The organism is Vibrio chemaguriensis (assembly GCF_012275705.1).
Lineage (GTDB): Bacteria > Pseudomonadota > Gammaproteobacteria > Enterobacterales > Vibrionaceae > Vibrio > Vibrio diabolicus.
Genome location: NZ_SHOE01000021.1, coordinates 36,674 through 56,058, shown reverse-complemented (window position 1 = coordinate 56,058; position 19,385 = coordinate 36,674). Strand labels below are relative to the sequence as shown.

At 46.1% G+C, this 19,385-nt stretch carries 14 protein-coding genes; 9 read left to right on the top strand and 5 right to left on the bottom strand.

Annotated elements, in window-relative coordinates; all coding sequences use genetic code 11:
- Nucleotides 1-9: 9 nt before the first annotated feature.
- From cydB to EX191_RS17825, 3 genes are all read left to right on the top strand, one after another.
- Nucleotides 10-1,008: a cytochrome d ubiquinol oxidase subunit II gene (gene cydB, locus EX191_RS17835; protein ID WP_193448180.1), complete on the top strand. Its 999-nt coding sequence runs from the start codon at nt 10-12 to the stop codon at nt 1,006-1,008.
- Nucleotides 1,008-1,106 carry a DUF2474 family protein gene (locus EX191_RS23165; RefSeq protein WP_080955913.1) on the top strand — a complete coding sequence of 33 codons (99 nt, stop codon included), beginning with the start codon at nt 1,008-1,010 and terminating at the stop codon, nt 1,104-1,106. Before cydB ends, EX191_RS23165 begins: the two co-directional genes overlap by 1 nt.
- 76 nt (nt 1,107-1,182) lie before the next feature.
- Complete coding sequence (locus tag EX191_RS17825) at nt 1,183-1,587, top strand: cystatin (RefSeq protein WP_193448179.1); 405 nt, start codon at nt 1,183-1,185, stop codon at nt 1,585-1,587.
- A 47-nt stretch (nt 1,588-1,634) separates the two neighbouring features.
- Here the strand turns inward: EX191_RS17825 and lhgO are convergent, their stop codons facing one another.
- From lhgO to EX191_RS17810, 3 genes are all read right to left on the bottom strand, one after another.
- Complete coding sequence (lhgO, locus tag EX191_RS17820) at nt 1,635-2,861, bottom strand: L-2-hydroxyglutarate oxidase (protein ID WP_193448178.1); 1,227 nt, start codon at nt 2,859-2,861, stop codon at nt 1,635-1,637.
- 8 nt (nt 2,862-2,869) lie between these two features.
- Entirely contained in the window at nt 2,870-4,993 is a 2,124-nt protein-coding gene (locus tag EX191_RS17815) for a TRAP transporter permease (RefSeq protein WP_193448177.1), read from the bottom strand.
- Nucleotides 4,994-5,081: 88 nt separating this feature from the next.
- Complete coding sequence (locus EX191_RS17810) at nt 5,082-6,092, bottom strand: TAXI family TRAP transporter solute-binding subunit (protein WP_134645369.1); 1,011 nt, start codon at nt 6,090-6,092, stop codon at nt 5,082-5,084.
- An 836-nt stretch (nt 6,093-6,928) separates the two neighbouring features.
- On the opposite strand from EX191_RS17810, the gene brnQ reads away from it, so the two are divergent.
- Together brnQ and EX191_RS17800 are read left to right on the top strand one after the other, a co-directional pair.
- Nucleotides 6,929-8,239, top strand: coding sequence for a branched-chain amino acid transport system II carrier protein (gene brnQ / locus EX191_RS17805; RefSeq protein ID WP_193448176.1), 1,311 nt, complete (start codon nt 6,929-6,931; stop codon nt 8,237-8,239).
- Nucleotides 8,240-8,342: 103 nt separating this feature from the next.
- Nucleotides 8,343-9,551, top strand: a complete 1,209-nt coding sequence (locus EX191_RS17800; RefSeq protein ID WP_193448175.1) for a diguanylate cyclase — start codon at nt 8,343-8,345, stop codon at nt 9,549-9,551.
- A 45-nt stretch (nt 9,552-9,596) separates the two neighbouring features.
- Here EX191_RS17800 and EX191_RS17795 read toward each other — a convergent pair whose 3' ends face one another.
- Nucleotides 9,597-10,946 carry a sigma-54-dependent transcriptional regulator gene (locus EX191_RS17795; protein ID WP_193448174.1) on the bottom strand — a complete coding sequence of 450 codons (1,350 nt, stop codon included), beginning with the start codon at nt 10,944-10,946 and terminating at the stop codon, nt 9,597-9,599.
- A gap of 169 nt (nt 10,947-11,115) precedes the next feature.
- On the opposite strand from EX191_RS17795, the gene EX191_RS17790 reads away from it, so the two are divergent.
- From EX191_RS17790 to EX191_RS17780, 3 genes are all read left to right on the top strand, one after another.
- Nucleotides 11,116-13,188: a sensor histidine kinase gene (locus tag EX191_RS17790; protein ID WP_193448173.1), complete on the top strand. Its 2,073-nt coding sequence runs from the start codon at nt 11,116-11,118 to the stop codon at nt 13,186-13,188.
- A gap of 213 nt (nt 13,189-13,401) precedes the next feature.
- Nucleotides 13,402-14,529 carry a conjugal transfer protein TraF gene (locus tag EX191_RS17785; RefSeq protein WP_006741246.1) on the top strand — a complete coding sequence of 376 codons (1,128 nt, stop codon included), beginning with the start codon at nt 13,402-13,404 and terminating at the stop codon, nt 14,527-14,529.
- A gap of 191 nt (nt 14,530-14,720) precedes the next feature.
- Nucleotides 14,721-16,112, top strand: a complete 1,392-nt coding sequence (locus EX191_RS17780; RefSeq protein WP_193448172.1) for a glycoside hydrolase family 1 protein — start codon at nt 14,721-14,723, stop codon at nt 16,110-16,112.
- Between the two features lie 99 nt (nt 16,113-16,211).
- On the opposite strand, the gene EX191_RS17775 is transcribed toward EX191_RS17780, so the two are convergent.
- Nucleotides 16,212-18,248 (bottom strand): PhoX family protein, encoded by a 2,037-nt coding sequence (locus EX191_RS17775; protein WP_193448171.1) that lies wholly within the window; start codon nt 18,246-18,248, stop codon nt 16,212-16,214.
- Nucleotides 18,249-18,514: 266 nt separating this feature from the next.
- Here EX191_RS17775 and EX191_RS17770 point away from each other — a divergent pair, with 266 nt between their 5' ends.
- Complete coding sequence (locus EX191_RS17770; RefSeq protein ID WP_005393599.1) at nt 18,515-18,853, top strand: YggL 50S ribosome-binding family protein; 339 nt, start codon at nt 18,515-18,517, stop codon at nt 18,851-18,853.
- Nucleotides 18,854-19,385: the final 532 nt, after the last annotated feature.

The following is a 19,385-nucleotide window of genomic DNA, read 5'->3' as shown; positions in this document are numbered from 1 at the left end:
AGCTAACTCATGGATTACGCATTAATTTGGTACGCTTTGATTGGGCTCGCCGTTCTGATTTATGTCGTGTTAGATGGCTTTGATCTCGGTATTGGTATCCTCTTCCTCAGCGCGAATGACGATGAAGAGCGCGACATGATGATGAACAGCATCGCTCCTGTTTGGGATGGGAATGAAACTTGGCTAGTTCTTGGCGGTGGTGGGCTTTTTGCCGTGTTCCCCCTCGCCTACGCGGTCATTATGCCAGCACTCTATGCTCCCCTGATTTTAATGCTGCTCGGGCTAATTCTGCGCGGGGTTTCTTTTGAGTATCGCTTCCGAACACAACGCGGAAAGTTTTTATGGGATAGCGCTTTTTTCATTGGTTCACTCACCGCGGCATTGATGCAAGGCATTATGCTTGGAACCCTGCTCCAAGGTATAGAGGTTAGTGAACGAGCATACGCAGGTGGATGGTTTGATTGGCTTTCGCCGCTTAGCATATTTTGTGGCTTGGCGCTTGTTTGTGCTTATATTCTGCTCGGTTCATGCTGGTTATTAATCAAGCTTCCAGAAGAGCTGATGGGGCGCTATTACGTGGTCGCGCGACGATGGGGACTAGCGATGGTAGCCTGTATATTCATCGCCAGTTTGTGGCTGCCATTGAGCCAAAATATCGTATTTGAACGTTGGTTCTCATTACCAAACTCGCTGCTGTTTTTCATCTTACCAATTATTGCAGCGGCACTCATTTGGCAGCTATTCAAAGCCTTACTCGACCACAAAGCTGTTCGTGCCTATGTACTTGCCATCGGCCTGTTTCTTGTTTCCGCGATGGGTTTCGGTGTCAGTACATTTCCTTACTTGGTCCCATTCGCACTCACTTATCAAGACGTCGCCGCGCCAGATAAAAGTTTGGCATTTTTACTTGCCGGTGCGGTGGTATTACTTCCTCTGATCATAGCCTACACGGCTTATTCGTATTGGGTTTTCCGCGGTAAGATGAAACGTGGAGAGGGATATCACTAATGAAACTAAAACCCATTTTGTGGTTCATTGGCATTTGGCTGGCAAGCGTGGTCGCCTTGTTTATCGTCAGTTCGCTGATACGAGCTGCGATATTGTAGGCCAAGAGTCTACTGCACCACATCTGAAGCCATTGAGGTCTATACTCAAGCAAGGGTAAAGCAACGGAGTGTTTTTATGACCTTAAAGCAGATTCTGGCAACTTTGATTCCTTTGACAGGTCTACTGTTTTCACCAAATGCATTGTCCGTAGACAAGCAGATGTCATCCGCCATGAAAAGTAAAATGCGGTCTATTTGCTCCACAACAGACGATCAGGGCCATTGGCAAGTTGCTCAAGCTACTCCTGACGCTAGACGCTCACTCAACATGGTGCTTTATCAAATGAATGCCGATGATAAATTGAAAGCGATTCATGAAGTGAGAACGAAAATGGTCGGCGGAACCCATTATGCATTTGAGTTCGAGTTGCAAGATGGCCAAGTCTGGAACGCGATAGTCCTGCACAGTGCCCGAGGCGATTACATGATCGAAAGACACGCTAAGAAAGGCGAACTCTGCCCTAAAGAAGGCGAGTCATAAAACCTCGCTTCAAATATAGCAAAGGCGACAGTTACGTCGCCTTTGTTTTATACCGTTTTCGCCTCTATCTTCTCATTCACTTTATCGCAAATGTATTCCCCAATTGGCATCGCAGATGTCGCTGCGGGAGAGGGTGCGTTGCAAACGTGCAGGCTTCTTGCGCTCTCGGCAAACAAGAAGTCATGAACCAAAGTGCCATCAGATAACACCGCTTGCGCACGAATACCCACAGGATATGGTTTGAGATCTTCCACCTTGATGCTTGGGCAGTATTTGTTGACCAACTTAAGATAGCCCGGCTTCCACCACGAGTTCTTAAACTCATCCAATCCGGTTTTTAGATGCTTTTGTGTCACCTTCCAGAAACCGGAGAAGCTGAGCATTTGCATGGTATCTTGCAAGCTGAAGTTAACCTTGTCGTACCCTTCTCGCTTCCAGCCTTGAACCGCATTTGGACCAACAGTCACACTACCATCAATCATGCGAGTCAGGTGGACGCCCAAGAATGGCAAATCAGGGTCTGGAATTGGATAAATAAGATGATTCACCACTCGGTCGTGTTTGCTATCTAAGCGGTAGTATTCACCACGATAAGGGATGATTTGGAAATCGGTCGGAATAGACATCATCTTAGTCATGCGATCCGCCATCAAACCGCTACAAGTAACCAAGAACTTGGTATTAAGTTGCATGGTTTGCCCGTCTGAAATGCAGGTCAGTTGAACTTCTTCATCCTTCTCTTCGGCAGCCACCACTTTGGTTCTCAGACTGATTTGACCGCCGAGCTTTTTAAACTCTTCCGCCATCTGCTCTGTGACCAAACGATAATCGACAATACTGGTGGTTTTGACATAAATCGCACCCAAGCCTGTGATGTTTGGCTCAGCCAGCTTGAGTTGGACTTCATCGAGTAGCTTTACGTCGATGCCGTTGACATGGCAGCGCTCATAGAGGGCATTCATGCGTTCGACTTCTTGCTCGTTGGTCGCAACCAGTAACTTGCCACAGTTCTCCACCGGAATATCGTGCTCGGCGCAGAACGAAATGGTTCGCTCTACCCCGCGCTTACAAAAGTCCGCCTTTAAGCTGCCCGGCGCGTAGTACACCCCGGCATGAATCACGCCGCTATTGTGTCCGGTTTGATGCTTAGCAAAGCCGGACTCTTTCTCAACCAATAAAATGGATTTGTCTGGGTGACGTTGCTGCAGTTGCCATGCCGTCGACACACCAACGATACCGCCACCAACAATGATGTAGTCATAGACTGATTTCATACGACCTCTTATAAAACCGATAGTTGAGATTGTTGCAATTTGAACTTGCGACCACTGTAAATGAACACCGCGACAAATACCGCGCAGCTTGCCACACGAACCAACATTGGGATGTCGTACCAAACCAGCAATGTACCCACCACTACCAACAAGAGACGCGTCAGAATGTTTAGAGGACCTTCCAAGTAGCCTTCAATCGCACCAATCAATGCATAGGTACCGATGATGGCAAAGAAGCCCACGGTAATTACCGACGTCACATCCCAACTGACTAAGCCTGTGTAAGCAATCAACAGCGGGACAAGATACAAACCTTTGGCGATTTTCCACGCCATCAAACCGGTACGCATTGGCGGTGTTTTAGCAATGGTTGCCGCAGCGAATGCGGTCAAACACACTGGAGGCGTAACGTTACTGTCTTGCGATAACCAGAAGATGATGAGGTGAGCAGCCAGCAATGCCAAGCCTACCGCTTCCATACCCAAACTTTGCTCTAGTAGGGTTTCCATAAAGTCCGCAGGTACTAGCGCCACCATTTCTTTCGCGGTTTCCAACGCCATTGGCGCATTAAGCAGTTCCAGCTTTTCTGGCGCCGCCAACATAAAGATGGCTTTTGCTTGTTCAGGCAATTGACCTGACACCATCAATTCAAGCAATTGGTTTTCCGCAATCAACTTGTAAAGCGCAGGGGCAGACAGTGTGCCCAACACAATATACGCCGCTGTCACGGGTAAACCCATACCCAAAACAAGAGAAGCGAGTGCAATCAGAACGATCATGATGAACAAGTCACCATTCGCCCAACCATCGATCATCAATGAGAACGTGTTGCCGATGCCCGTTGTACTGATTACGTTGATCACCAATCCAATACCCACCAGCAATACAGCGGTTGTCGCCATGTTTTTCGCGCCTTGCGAAAGTGCTTCGATGATCGCTTTTGGTCCCATCTTATGATCTTTCGAAAACCAAGAAGCCACCACCACTGAAATGATCGATAGGCCAGCAGCGTAAGTTGGCGTAAAGCCTTGAACCAACAAAGTAACCAACACCGCTAGCGGGATAAGGTTGTGCCAACCGCTGATCAACACTTTCAATAGAGATTCATCGCTGGTCGTGATTTTTTGAACGCCGCTGCGTTTGGCTTCAATACGCACAAAGAACGCAACAGACAAGAAATAGATAAGAGCAGGAATGAAAGACACCGCGATGATATCGACATAAGGAATTTGCGTGTAAGACGCCATGATGAAAGCACCCGCCCCCATCACTGGTGGCATCAACTGACCACCTGTTGACGCCGCAGCTTCAACCCCCGCTGCAAAGCGCGAAGGGAAACCCGCTTTTTGCATTAAAGGAATACTGATAACACCGGTGGAAACCGTATTTGCCACACTAGAGCCCGATACTGAGCCCATCAAACCGGATCCAATCACCGCAATAAAACCCGGACCGCCGATGATTTTGCCAGCCGCAGCACGTGCCACATTGATGATGTAATCGCCGACACCAGAGCGCACAAGAAACGCACCAAACAGAATGAACATGAATACGAAAGTCCAACTGATGCGCGAAATAGAGCCAAACATGCCCTCAGAAGAATAGAAGCTACGGTAGAGCAAGGTTTCCATGCTCAAACCCGGAAAGTGGAAAATACCTGTTGCCCACTTACCCCAAAGCACAACGTAACTGAGACACACCACAATCAGCACTGGAATAAACCAGCCCATGGTGCGTCGAATCAGCTCAATAACAATCAGAATTGCCATGATGGCGAAGAACCAATCGCTGGTCACGAACTTCACGCCACGTTCATACAGCGCATCTTCGGCATAGGGAATGTAGAGTAAACATGCGACCGCGCCCATAGCAATTAACACATCAATGCCGAGCGCAACCTTACTCTGCTTGAGAGAGATATGAGCCGGATACCAAAGCGCACAAATCACCGCAAAACCAGCAAAGTGGGTCGCGGAAATCCATAACTCCGGTAACGTCGATAAGGTATTAAACCAAATGTGCAAAGCAGACAACACCACGCCAAACACTGTGATTGTGGTGGTTACCCACGGAAAATCTGTGCGCGTGGGCAGCTCAAATTTCTGCAATTCCTTTTCTATTGAGTCGCTCATCTCATACTCCAAGCTCTGGCGGCTTTTTCCATCTTAGATATCGGTAGGGATAAAATGCCCCGAGCCGAAACTCAGGGCGAAGTTGGCGTTATTTCGCCATTAGGTCTGATGGGATTTCGATGCCCATTTCTTTGTAGTAACGCGCCGCACCTGGGTGAAGAGGCACTGGCAAGCCAGCAATCGCTTTCTCAATCGCCATTGCTTTTGTTGCTTTGTGGATGCCTTGTAGGAAAGGCAGGTTTTCGTAGATCGCTTTGGTTAGCTGGTAAACGTCTTCTTCCGAGATATCTTCACGAACTGCCAAGAAGTTTGGCTGTGCAATGGTGGTGATCGGCTTATCTAGACCCGGATACGTGTTCGCTGGGATCTCGTACTTCGTCCATAGGTTGTAGTTGCCGTTCGCCTTTTTGATTTGCTCGTCAGTAAACGAAAGAATCGAAATGTCTTTACCCAACGCAGCAAATGCCTGAGTGACCGCACCAACAGGTACACCTGCAGGCGTGTTCATGCCGTCAATGGTGCCGTTTTGAAGTGCGCTCGCACTGCCGCCGTAGCCCATGTAAGCAAGATTGAATTTATCAGGGTCGACCTTCAGACCTTTCATGATTTGACGACCAGAGTTCTCAGTACCAGAGTTCTTCTTACCGATAGAGAACTTCTTGCCATCTAGGTTGTTCAGGTCAGTCACTGTGCCAGTTTTTGCTAGGTCAGAGCGAACAATAAAGTGCTCAACGTTTTGCCACAGCATAGAGACTGAGCGCAGTTGTTCTTGACGACCGCTCTTCTCATAAGGACCTTCACCAGACCAAGCCCATGCACCGTAAAGACCTTGTAGAATCGCGAACTGTGCTTCGTTTTCGTTCAGCAGTTTGACGTTTTCACCAGAGCCCGCAGAGCTGATTGCAGAAAGGGAGAAGTGGTGCTTTGGTGCCAATTTCACTTTGCTTAACGTCGCCAACGCTACGCCCACAGGGTAGTAAGTACCACCTGTCGATGCCGTTGCAAGAATGTAGCTACGGTCCTCTGCGGCAGCGTTAGCAGCAATACCAAAAGAAGTCACAGCGACAGCCAAAGCTTTTACCAGCTTATTCATTTTCATTATTACTCTCCGTGTAGTCGTTTCACGATTGGGGATTTACATCATGTTAAATCTTTATTAACAACAAATTCCCTAGAGCAATTGAAATGCCAACTTTTAAGTCATTGTATTTGTTGACCTAAGCACAGAAAGACATCAAAAATGAGCAAAATTCTGCTGATTTGATAGCAAAGCGATGAGCAAGATCTTGCTTATTCAAGAGAAGAAGGTTGCACGCCTAGATCGCAAAAGGTTAATAAAATGTGATCAAGACAAAATAAATGGACGATTCGCTGATAAGCAATATTTTGCCGACGTGATTTTAGGTTGAACCGCAACTAATGAGCGTCTTAACAATAAGAAGAAAAAGCGCATCATTCTAAACTGCTCACTTTATCAGCGGAGGTTTATAGCCTAAACGACTACAAATAGCACAAAAATACAGCAAAACAAGCCATGTTACAGAATTGATAAGTCATTTATTCTAACTTTGAATTAAAAAAGCAGTTCGATCCACCAGTTAAGAAACAAACATTGACCGTATCAACTTATTTTCTACTTCGGGGTTGTGCCAATAGTCTCATGTTCGTTAGGGTAACAACACGCCAAGGCAAACCTATTCCTTGGTATTTTTTCGTCATTAAGGATCACCCATGTCAGCAACTGCGCAATTACAATTCGCTTTAAAACGCCCATCTGGCGTTGCTGCTGCGATCCTCCTGCTCTCTCTGAAACTGATTCAGAGCTGACAGGCTATATCTAAACTTTCTGTCAGCTTGAGAAGAAGCTGACGGGAACACCACATACTCCTCCCATTCCTTTCAGTTTCTTCCAAGCGAAACATAAGAGGAATAACAATGTTAAGCGCACGCAATATCGCCGCTTTGGGCTTCATGACTTTCGCCATGTACTTAGGCGCGGGTAACCTGATCTTCCCTCCATTTTTGGGTTACCAAGCAGGTGAAAACTTTCTGAGCGGGATGTCTGGCTTCCTCTTAACGGGCGTAGGTCTGCCTGCAATGGCACTGGTGATGGTCGCTATCGTAAACGGTTCAGATAAATTAACCGCTGCCCTACCTAAACCTTTGGCGACCAGTTTTTGGGTAATGGTATTTATCGTGATTGGTCCTGCATTCGTAATACCACGCGCGATTACCGTGGCTTACCAATTTAGCTTTGCACCAATGTTTGGTGATGCCGCTTTGGTGCCTTTCACAATTGCTTTCTGTGTTATCACCATTTTGTTTGCGCTATACCCGGGCAAATTGGTCGACAACCTAGGCAAGATCTTAACCCCTGCATTGATGGCTATTTTAGTGATCATGTCTGTGACCGCTCTGATTTACCCAACCGGCGAGCTAACTGCCGCAACGGGACCATACGTATCTGGCGCATTTGCTGAAGGCTTGACGCAAGGCTACATGACCATGGATGCGTTAGGTTCTATCGGTTTTGGTTGGATCATCTTCCGAGCGATTCGCAGCATGGGGGTGGATTGTCCGAAAGCCACCGCAAAATACACGCTAATCGCAGCTTTGATGTACGCCGTTGCCATGGCATTTGTTTACATCTCATTGGCTTACATTGGCTCGACGAGCTCATACTTGGGTTCTGAGTTCAGTAATGGTGGCGACATCTTAACGGCGTTCACCTTCAGCCACTTCGGTGCATTTGGCTCACTATTATTAGGTGCCGTGATGGTATTGGCGTGTTTGACTACTGCTATCGGCGTAACCACAGCAGGCAGTGAGTTTTACGACAACACTTTCAGCAAAGTGAACTACAAAGGCTGTGTGATCACGACCATGGTATTGGCAGGTTTGATCGCTAACGTAGGTCTAGAACAACTATTGGCTATCACATTACCAGCGGTTGTGGCGCTTCACCCAGTAGCGATTGCATTGATGATCATGGCACCGGTGCGCAACAAGATGTCGCAAATCATGGTGGTTGTGACCGCATTCACTGCTCTAACGTTTGGTTGTGTTGATGCGCTGCACATCCTAGGTTACATGCCAGATTCCACCGATGAGTGGATGGGTAATTACATGCCTCTGTACAATGACTTTGCTAGCTGGATTATGCCTAGCGTATTTATGATGATTGTTGGTCTGCTGTTTACGACGAAAACCAACCAAACCGAACAATTCGAGCTGGTAAATGAATAGCCGTTTAACATAAGACATCACTCAATAAGTAAGTTAATATGTAGTTCGCTTATTGATATCAGGCAAAGGAGTTGCCTGAACTATGGATTGATGTGGAGCGCTTATGGACAATCAGTATTTAGACATCAGAACGCTCAACTTTATCGTTATTCTGTTCTCTTGCATTTACTCAATCAGTCTACTTTGTTACCAATACACACAGAAAAAAATCAAAGGCTTAAAGACTTTTTCTCTCTCGCTGTTATTTATTGGCTTTGGGCCTTTTTTACTGGGATTTAGAGGCTCCGCACCAGATTGGCTTACCATCGTCATAGCTAATACGCTCATATTAATCGGCTTCTTGCTTACGCTTTACAGCGTGAGCATTTTTCGTCAATTCCCTCTAAAACTGGCCCACTCACTCGCTTTTTTAACGCCCATTTTCAGCGGTTCGTTTTATTATTTCACCTTCCATGACCATTCAATTAAAAGCCGTATCATTTACTTAAGTGTTTATATCTGCATCGTTACGTTTTTTAGTGGGATCGCCATGCTGAAAGGCACCAAGCAAGACCAAAAACTCCCAATCATAGTGATGGCGTGCTCCTTCTTTTGCTTCAGTATTTTTATGGGCTTCAGAGCACTTTGGAGCGCTTTCGCCAATGAAGTGCCAAATTTTATGACCGCAGGTTTTATCCACCAGATGACGTTTTTACTTAGCATCTGTCTGATTGTCGCTATGAGCTTTAGCATGTTGTGGCTAATTAATGGCCGCTTGATACAGTCAATCAATGATCTCTCACATTTAGACGCCCTCACAGGGCTTCATAATCGTCGCGCGATGGAAGAAATTGTTCCAAACCTTGTTAATCAAGCGCACAAACGGAAGCAATCAATAAGCATCATCATGACCGACATGGACGAGTTCAAAGCGATTAATGATCACTACGGCCATACGGTAGGAGATTCCGTCATGGCTACGATTGCCGCTATCTTTAAGAAACACCTCCCAGAGTCAGCTTGCACAGTACGATTTGGTGGTGATGAGTTCATGATTGTTTTACTTGAAAAAGCACAACGCGCCAAAATTGTTGCCGAGCAAATTCGCCTGGCGGTGGAAACTGAAGCCTCATTGCAGTCATTCGAGAATGAGATCACCATGAGCTTTGGAATCAGTGAGTTATCTGAGGGACAATCGCTTCACGAGGTCGTTGCTGAAGCAGACGAAGCGCTGTATAGCTCTAAACATACGGGCAGAAACCAAGTCACCTTGTTTGGAGAAGGGAAAGGCCTAACTTATAAGTTTGTCCCAACTCCCTCAAAGAGCGCATAATCATATTTGTGACGCCCATAGCGGTAAGTCAGCTTAAAAATTGCGTTAAGTATAATCAGAGCGATTTAAACCAAACTTTTGCATCTTTTGATTCAAAGTTCGACGAGGTAAATCCAACTCCTGCATCACCTCGTTAATGCGTCCGTGATGCCTGACCAATGAATCATGCAGCACCTTACGCTCAAAATTATGTAATTGAATAACCAGAGGAACACCCACTTGCGTCTCCTCCGTGGTTGACGAAGGACGGCTAGAGAGAATTTCCATCACAGATACCGTTTCATCCAAAGCAAAACGCATAGCCACGTTTCGCAGCTCTCGAACATTCCCAGGCCAAGCATAGGAAAGCACTGCGTTTCTGTCGGCATCACTCAATGGTCGGGTTTCAGGGTTAGTTTGCAAGGTGAAGTGCTCAAACAAAATCAGTGAATCTTCTTCTCGCTCACGTAATGGTGGCAAATAGATCTGCGCCACATTGAGTCGATAATACAAATCTTGACGAAACTCATCATGATCATTGAGATCTTCTTTCGCCGCCGCGATCACTCGTAAATCAACGCCGATCTGCAGATTCCCCCCCACTCTTTCAACGGTATGCTCTTGAAGCGCCCGCAGCACTTTCACCTGCATCGACAACGGCATGCTTTCTATCTCGTCAAAAAACAACGTGCCTTTATCGGCGTATTCCAACTTGCCGATGCGTCGTTTGTTTGCACCAGTGAACGCTCCAGCTTCGTGACCAAACAACTCACTCTCGAAAAGGTGTTCTGGAATCGCACCACAGTTTATCGGCACAAAGTGATGAGGTTTTCTTTGGCTTTCATTATGTAAACTGGTCGCCACCAGCTCTTTACCACAACCCGTTTCACCGTAGATGATCACGTTAGTATCGATTTTCGCCAATTTCGCAACTTGCTCGCGTAATTGCTGCATCACTCGACTTTGACCAATGAGCACCTCTTCTAAACCACTCACGCTAGCTAGATACTCTTGGCGGTGAAGCGTCGATGTTTGCGCGCGATGGCTCTCGACCGCATCTGTGACGCGTTGAGACAAACGCTCCGGCTGGAAAGGTTTTTCAATAAAATCAAACGCGCCGTTTTGTAGCGCATTCACCGCCATATCCACATCACCATGACCAGTAATTAGTATCATTGGTGTTGGAATGTGATTCGCAATAAGGCTCTCTAAAATCGAAATTCCATCAGTATCTGGCAAACGAACATCACTAACTATCGCATCAAACTCTTGGTTCAGAATGGCGGTTTTGCCTTCCTCCCCCGAGCTAAAAGCTATGACGTCAAACCCCGCCAATTGCAGCCATTGGCTTGTTGCTTGACGAACGATGTCATCATCTTCAATTAGGGCGATACGCGGAATGTCGTCAAAAGTCATGAGTTACTGCCTGATCGGTGATAGAAGTCTTTGCTAAAGTTAGCAAAAACCATGCTATAGAAAAGGAGCTAGATCCCACTTCTTAATCACAATTCTTTAACATCCAATCAGTTAAGCGCACTCTTTCACTACCAACTACGATAACTATGTTCAGCCAAACGGAGCTCGTATGCAGCGCACTAAGAATGGGAAAATGTGGCTAACCGCCGTATTGATCAGTGCGCTGGTGATCTTTTTCTACGGTGCTAGCCGAGAGGTGGCCCATCAATGGCTGAGCGTCCAAACTCAACAAGAAGCACAACAGAAACTCCTCGACTACATTGGTGAAGTCCGCCGAGCATTAAAGCGTTTCTATCACCTTCCCTATCTCGTCACGAATAACCCAGAAACAATTGCGTTTGTGAAAGGCAATTTAAACTACTATGAGCCACTTCAAGCACAACTGACACAGCTCGATAAAGCCGCGAATACAGAGGGTTGGTTGATTCTTTCAACCTCGGGAGAAGTGTTGGTATCGAGTCTTATCGATGAACGGTTCAGCCGCTCTGACCGCCGTGCGATTGTCGAACAAATACAACGTCAGGGAGAAGGCGTCTCACTGGTGAATAAAACAAAAGGTTCTAGTCCGCTTTACTACCTCTCGGCACCAATTTTTGATGGTTTGGAGATAGCGGGCATCGTTGTTGTTCAAATCAACCTGAGTTTGCTAACGGAGCAGACCATCACCAGCCAAGACATCATCACGCTACAAAATCGCCATCAACGCTTCTTCCTCTCCAGCAGCACAAACTATAACGCCGACTGGTTTAATGAACCGAATAACCAAGTCAAAGTCGAAACTCAAACGCTGTATGACAATACGGTGATTCATTTCTGGACTCTCAATCAGCAGCGCTACTTTGCACACACAGTAAAGCTGGACGACTTAAACTGGTTTGTCAGTTACCTTATTCCGACCAAACCTGTTCAGCAAACGATTAGTGTCATTGGATGGAGCATCGCAGCGCTCCTCCTGCTCCTTATCCTGTTGGTCATCATTGGTTTACAGCGTCGACAAAAACATCTCAATCAGCAGCGTATTCAAGCCTTACTAGAAGAATCGCAACGCCGACTTAAACAGATGATCAATAAAACACATGTTGGTTTGTTGTTGATTGACGAACAAGGTCTATTGTTCGACCTCAACCCAATGGCAAAACGCCTTTTTTGTCTTCCTGAAAGTGTGAATCGTCATACCTTCGCTTGGGAGTTATTTGATGCAGGTAATTCAAATTCGACCACACTCACTTTGCTTAGAGATCTGCCAAAGCATAAGGAACTAGCAGAGATTAGCGCTGTAGAAACCATGGCGAGACGCAGTGATGGCAGCGTATTTCCTGTACTCTTTTCACTCACTAGCTTCCCATGGCACGGTGAGCAGTATTTCCTTGCTACCATAATCGACATTAGCAAACGTAAAAAAGCGGAACAATCGCTGCAGCTGATTAACCAAGAGCTCGCTCAAAGGGTGGAAGAGCGAACTCAAGCTTTAAAACAAGCCCAAGAGCAATTGATTGAATCAAGCAAAATGGCAGCATTGGGCAGAATGTCGAGCGCGATTACCCACGAGTTAAACCAACCATTGACTGGCCTGCGTACCCTTTTAACCACCAACGAGTTGCTAGCAGAACGTGGACAAACAGACATGATGAAAGCCAATAACAAGTTGATTCAAAAGTTGATTGACCGCATGGCAAGCATGACCAGTCAGCTAAAAACGTTTGCCTACAATAAACCAGAAACACTGCACGAAATATCGCTGACAAACGCTTTAGAAGAGACGCTACGCGTCTATCAATCTCAACTCGCGAAGGTAGACGTTCGGGTACGCATTCCCAACGACTTACCCAATATCATTGGCGAAGAGCAACGCCTACAACAAGTGCTCGGCAACCTAATTTCTAACGCATTAGATGCGATGAAAGAGACCCAAGATCCACAGTTAATGATTGCCGTTACACCCACTACCGATAATGTTGAGGTCGTGGTAAGTGATAATGGGTGTGGGGTACCTTCGGACCAACTCGATACCATGTTCGAACCTTTCCAAACCAGTAAAAAAATTGGTGATGGACTGGGGTTAGGACTTTCCATCACCGCCAACAATATGCGAGATATGCAAGGGAAAGTCAGTGCGCAGCTCAACGCTGATAAAGGCATGTCCTTCACCTTAATGTTTGAGCTCGCTCCTCATCGTAGCTAACCCAATACCATCCACCTCTTCAGCTTTTCTCCACACAATTAAAGAGCAATAAATCTTGATCAACTTTATAAAGCGAGTTGCCTAACCTACGCTTAACTTGATGAATCGCCACATGCTATTCATCAGCGCAATTTTTGGTGGTTGACACCAAGTTTTAGCTCCCACCATCTAATTTATTGATAAGTAATTATTTAAAGTAAGAATGGATGCGTTATGAGAAAACTAACTTTAGCAGCAACAGGGGCGCTTTTTATTTTATCACCTCACGCTTTTGCAGCACCTTACGCAGCAGACGCTCGAAGTCACGGAATGGGAAATACAGGCGTCGTTTCCGCTGACTATTTAACCGCTCCTCTACACAACCCAGCCCTAGGCGCTCTCTATCGAGAAAATGACGATATCGGCCTACTCATTCCTGCTCTCGGCGTCAATATTCACGATGAGGATGAAGCTTTATCAGCCGTTGATGATGTTCAAGACCTTTACGATAGTATTCAGGGCATTCCCACACCTGCGAACGAAGCCGAACTTAATCGACTACTCGATCAATTAGATAAGAGTGCTCCAGTCGTCATTAACGGAGGTCTGAGCCTCGCGATTGCGATTCCGACACGCTACATGTCGGTAAACCTTTTTAGCGCTGGTTATGTGGAGATACTTGCGGCACCCGATATCTCAGATTCAACAAACACCGCAGATCGATACCTCAATTCTGCCGTCGACCTAGCGGCTTTCGGTAGTGCGGAATATGGCGTTGCCTTGGCTCGCGCTTACACGATAGGTGGGCAGCAATTCGCATTTGGTATTACGCCCAAATACCAACAGCTTAAAACCTATACGCAGCGTACAACACTAGATGACTTTGATATCGAGGATTACGACAAAAGTGAAGTATCAAAGAACACGTTCAATATGGATCTTGGGGTCGCTTGGTATCACAACGCATTTAGAGCTGGTCTCTCGTTAAAAGACGTCTTCGAACAAGATATAGAAACAAAACTAGGCAACTATACCTACGAACTCACGCCACAAGCGACCCTTGGTATCGGCTATGTCGGGGACTATGTCGCTCTGAGCCTAGACGCCGATCTCACCAAACAAAAGCGCTTTAAAGAGCTCGACGATGACACCCAGTTTATTCGAGTTGGTATCGAGGGGAATGCTTGGGGATGGGCGCAACTCCGCGCTGGTTATGAAGTTGACCTAGAAAATAACCTCGATAACTCGGTGACAGGTGGCATTGGCATCAGTCCTTTTGATGTAATCAGTGTAGACCTAGCAGGGTCTTACGCTGGCGATAACCAGTTTGGCGCGGCGGCGAATTTAGCATTTACGTTTTGAATACGAATGCCAACCTAAATTCACTTAGGTTGGCATTGTTAACAACCATCCTATATCTCAATGTTTATCATTACTGACGTTTGGTGATGAACTGATAAAAACACGATCTCGCTACAAGTATCGAGATGTCTCCTACACTATTCTCAAGCAATAAATCCACAAACATTTCCTAGATATAAAGAGTGAGAAACATGATTAAGTTTCCAGATAATTTCCTTTGGGGTGGTGCCATTGCGGCAAACCAGGTAGAGGGGGCATACAACCTTGGGGGGAAAGGTTTATCAACATCAGATATGTTGCCAAACGGCATTCTAAGCCCGCATCAAACGTGTGAAGAACGAACGCCTGGCATCAAAGATCTTGCGATCGATTTCTACAATCGCTATCCAGAAGATATTGCCCTGTTTAAAGAGATGGGATTCACCTGCCTGCGCTTGTCCATCGCTTGGAGTCGTATTTTTCCTAATGGCGATGAGCTTGAGCCAAACGAAGAAGGACTGGCGTTTTACGACAAAATTTTTGATGAGCTGGCCAAACACGATATGCAACCATTTGTAACGCTTTCTCATTACGAGATGCCTTACGCCTTGGTTGAGAATTATGGTGGTTGGGGCGATCGTCGAGTGATCGAGCTTTTCGAGCGTTACGCTAAAACCGTGTTAGAACGCTACAAAGATAAGGTCAAACTGTGGCTTACCTTTAACGAAATCAACATGTCACTGCATGCGCCTTTTACGGGAGTGGGCTTGCAAGAAGACGCCAGTGAACAAGACATTTATCAAGCGATTCACCACCAGCTTGTAGCAAACGCGAAAGCGGTAAAACTGTGTCAGCAAATCGTACCAAACGGCAAGATTGGTAACATGCTGCTTGGCGCAATCAACTACCCATATACTTGTAACCCTGATGATGTGTTAGCCGCCATGCATGAAAACAACAAGTGGTTGTTCTTCGGTGATGTACAAACACGTGGTCAGTACCCTGGCTACATGAAGCGTTACTTCCGTGAAAATGGCATTGAAATTCAGATGGAAGAAGGCGACTTAGAAGAGATCGCATCGGCAAGTGTCGATTTCATCTCATTCAGCTACTACGCAAGTGGCTGTGCAAGTGCGGACCCGAAACAGAAGGAAGTGGGTAACATCGTCGATAGCGTACCAAACCCATATCTTGAGAAGAGCCAATGGGGCTGGTTGATCGATCCAAAAGGCCTGCGCGTTTTGCTTAACTTCCTTCACGATCGTTACCAAAAACCGCTATTTATCGTCGAGAATGGCTTAGGCGCTCGTGATGAATTCGATGAAAACGGGGAAATCCAAGACGATTATCGAATTTCATACCTTAATGATCATTTGGTTCAAGCACACGAAGCGATTCTTGATGGCGTTGAGTTGATGGGCTTCACCAGCTGGGGGCCTATCGACTTGGTGGCTAACTCAACAGCCGAAATGAGCAAGCGTTACGGTTATATTTATGTCGATCGTCATGATGATGGGCAAGGAACGCTAGAGCGTAAACGCAAGAAGAGCTTCTACTGGTATCAAGACGTGATTCGTACTTCAGGCGGTTCATTGAAAAGCTAAGTCTGTTGTCTGGATATAAAGTGCGACTAGGCATTCGCCTAAACCATCAAGCCCTGCATTTGCAGGGCTTGAATTTTAAGGTGTTAATGCATTTAGAGATTAAACTGCAATCTCTCCACCGTCTTCACGTCGAATGACAACCGTCGCCGCTCGTGGGCGCACAGAAACACCAGCAGGCGTTTCTTCGGCGGCATCTTCACTGTATGGCCAGTTGCCTGGGTGCTGAATATTCACAAACAATGATTTGTAATCAGGGCTGATAGTAAAGCCCGTCACTTCACAACCATTTGGTCCGACAAAGAAACGTTTAAGCTCTGCTTGGTTATCCGCACCAATCACTGCTTGGTCACCATTCTCATCTGTTAGCTTAGATGGCACAACGGCCAACATTTGATCATTAGTGTAAGACGTAACTTCATCTGCGCCGTTATCGGTCTGAATCCACAAAATACCACGGCCATCAAACGCTAATCCGTCAGGGCTAGCAAACTGGTTTAGCTCATTCAGGCCAGAACGGTTGGTATCTGCATCACCATTTGCTGGCGAACCAAAGACAAAAATATCCCAAGTAAAGTCTGTAGCTGAAGCCCCTTCATCCCAACGAATAACGTGACCAAACTTATTATTCAAACGTGGGTTCGCAGGATTGGTTTCATCTGTACGGCGCGTATTGTTCGTCAATGTTAAGTAAACCGAACCTGTGAATGGATCAACCGTACACCACTCTGGGCGATCCATTGGGGTTGCCCCAACGAGGTCAGCCGCGCCTGCCGTATTAATGATAATTTCAGCCAATGAGTTAAAGTGCTCCGCTAACGTACCACCAGATTTTGTTACGCTATCAAGCGTCAACGGCAACCAAGTACCTGTACTGTCTTCATTGAAACGCGCAACATACAGTGTGCCTTCGTCCATGTACTTATCGCCTGCCGCTAGGCGGTTTTCCGAGTTTGCATCTGCTGGATCCCACGCTGCCGCAGATTCAAATTTGTATAGGTACTCAAAGCGAGAGTCGTGACCAGAGTAGAATACCACTGGTTTGCCTTCTTCAAGCTTACCAAAAGTACAGCCTTCGTGACGGAAACGACCTAGTGCAGTACGCTTCTTCGCACGCGAGTTTTGCGTGTAAGGGTCAATTTCGACGATGTAACCGTGACCATTGGCTTCATTACGGTAATCATCCATTGCACTTGCTCCTGTTGGAGCCACATTAAAGCGAGAGAACTCATCAAGACGCTCTTCTGCATTTCCTGCAAGTGTTTCCCACAAGTAGCGTGTGCTTTGGTCATCAACACCAATGCGATCTTGTTCTTCTGTACGAGTCCCGGCGTTAACAAAGTAACCTGGCCAGTTCTCTTCACAAGTTAAGTAAGTGCCCCATGGCGTGTAGCCGTTGCCACAGTTGTTTAACGTACCACGTGCTTGGCTGCCATCTGGCGAGAAACGAGTGACGGTTAGTGACGTGTGCGCGACTGGGCCAGATAAGTCCATTGCTGTCGCACCAGTGTAACGGCGGTTTAGTGGATCGGTATCAACCAACTTCCACATGTTGTCTTCCAGTTGAATGCGAACCACTGACACACCGTGCGCATTAATCTCTTTACGCACTTCATCTACAATGGTACGTACGCCATTTTCAACCGTCGGACCGTTTGGATGCAGTGCTGATGTATCAATGTACTCGTGGTTAATACATAGCAAGCCATCTGTGGTGCTATCGTTCAATGGGAAAAAATGCATGCCGTCATGGTGCATGCCTAGCGCATTTAACTGATCGGTACTGGTGTTGGTACCATCATTTTGCCATGCGCTGCCTTGTGCATTAAGTGGTGTTCCCCAAGGTACCAATACTTGTGCGGTGTAGCCTTGTGGAATTGAAACGGCGTCAGTGAGTGAGCCAGGGATAGATTCAAAGTTAAGAACGGCTTTAGATACGCCCGAGCCACTGCTTACTGTACTCCCTGAGTCCGATGAATTACAACCAGCCAACCCGAAAGCACCAAACGCTGTCATCGCACTGATGCCTAAACCACCTTTCAGAATGCTGCGTCGAGATAGGCTCGCTTCTAATACTTCTTCAAATGGTTTGTTTTCACTTTGGTTATAACGCGTCGCGTCAAAGGTTTCCTTGCTCATTTTTACTTTCCCGATCTTATAGTTTAATTAATAAATAAGTGATTAGTTGAACGGCAAGAAGTTTGGAGAAGAAAAATGACAAAAGTGCTTAAAACATATGAAACTTGTGTTTCAGCAGTTCAGCAAACTCAGCAGCGTTACCAATTGAGCAATTAAGTTTTGGTCACATAATCACCAACTGTATCGCTTCATTCTGATTTTACTTGGGCTAAAGTGTGATAGAAGGTATAAGGTGTACGAATTCAAATCATCTACGAGAGATAATCATGAAATTAGACAAGATCGATAACAAGAGCCGTCGTATCCGTAAAAAGCTGTTCTTAGGTGAGTTCGCAATCCTAGGTTTCGAGATCAGCTGTGAAACAGACATCAACGACTTCGACCGTTACGATGCATTCGTTGATGACTTTATCGACTATATTGATGGGCTTGGCCTTTGCTTCGGCGGCGGTGGTCTAGAACTGTTTGAAGGCTTCCTATGCTCTACAGACCGTTACGGCAGTGCTACTGAAGAGCAAAAAGCACAAGTCATTGCATGGTTAGAAGCGCGTCCAGAAGTGAAAAGCGCAAAAGCTGGCGACTTGGTTGACGCAAACTACCTGTAAGTTACAGAGTCATACTGACAATAATAAAAAGCTGGTCTCCGGACTGGCTTTTTTACTTTTGGAAGTGTGTGATAGTAAAAGTAGAGTGCTGGGAGGTTGTGCGGAGTGAATGTAATTGTGGCGTTTTTGAGCTGGCAATCAGCGGGAAACGGCGTTCCACTGCCAGCTCGTGCCTTTAGGTATCATTAACTATGATTTTTTAGCTGGTGCGTCTTTCGTGTCTTTCCAGTATTGAATACGCACACGATGTAGCTGAGCTCTTCTAGTCTTTTTCATAGTAAAATCCCTCATCTTATATAAGTAACGCTCCTTATGGAGCTTATTGTCTAAGGTCGAATCCCCTTCAATCTATAAGGGAACCAATTATTTAACCGTGACCAATTTCACAACATAATGATAATTACCGATTTCTTGCAGTCATCTTTGGCTAGTAAACGGCGTATTATCTCTCTGACACGGTTAACTTACTCACCAGATATGACAGAAAAATGGCAATCAAGTTCCCTATATTATCTGTCTCTGAATCTTAATA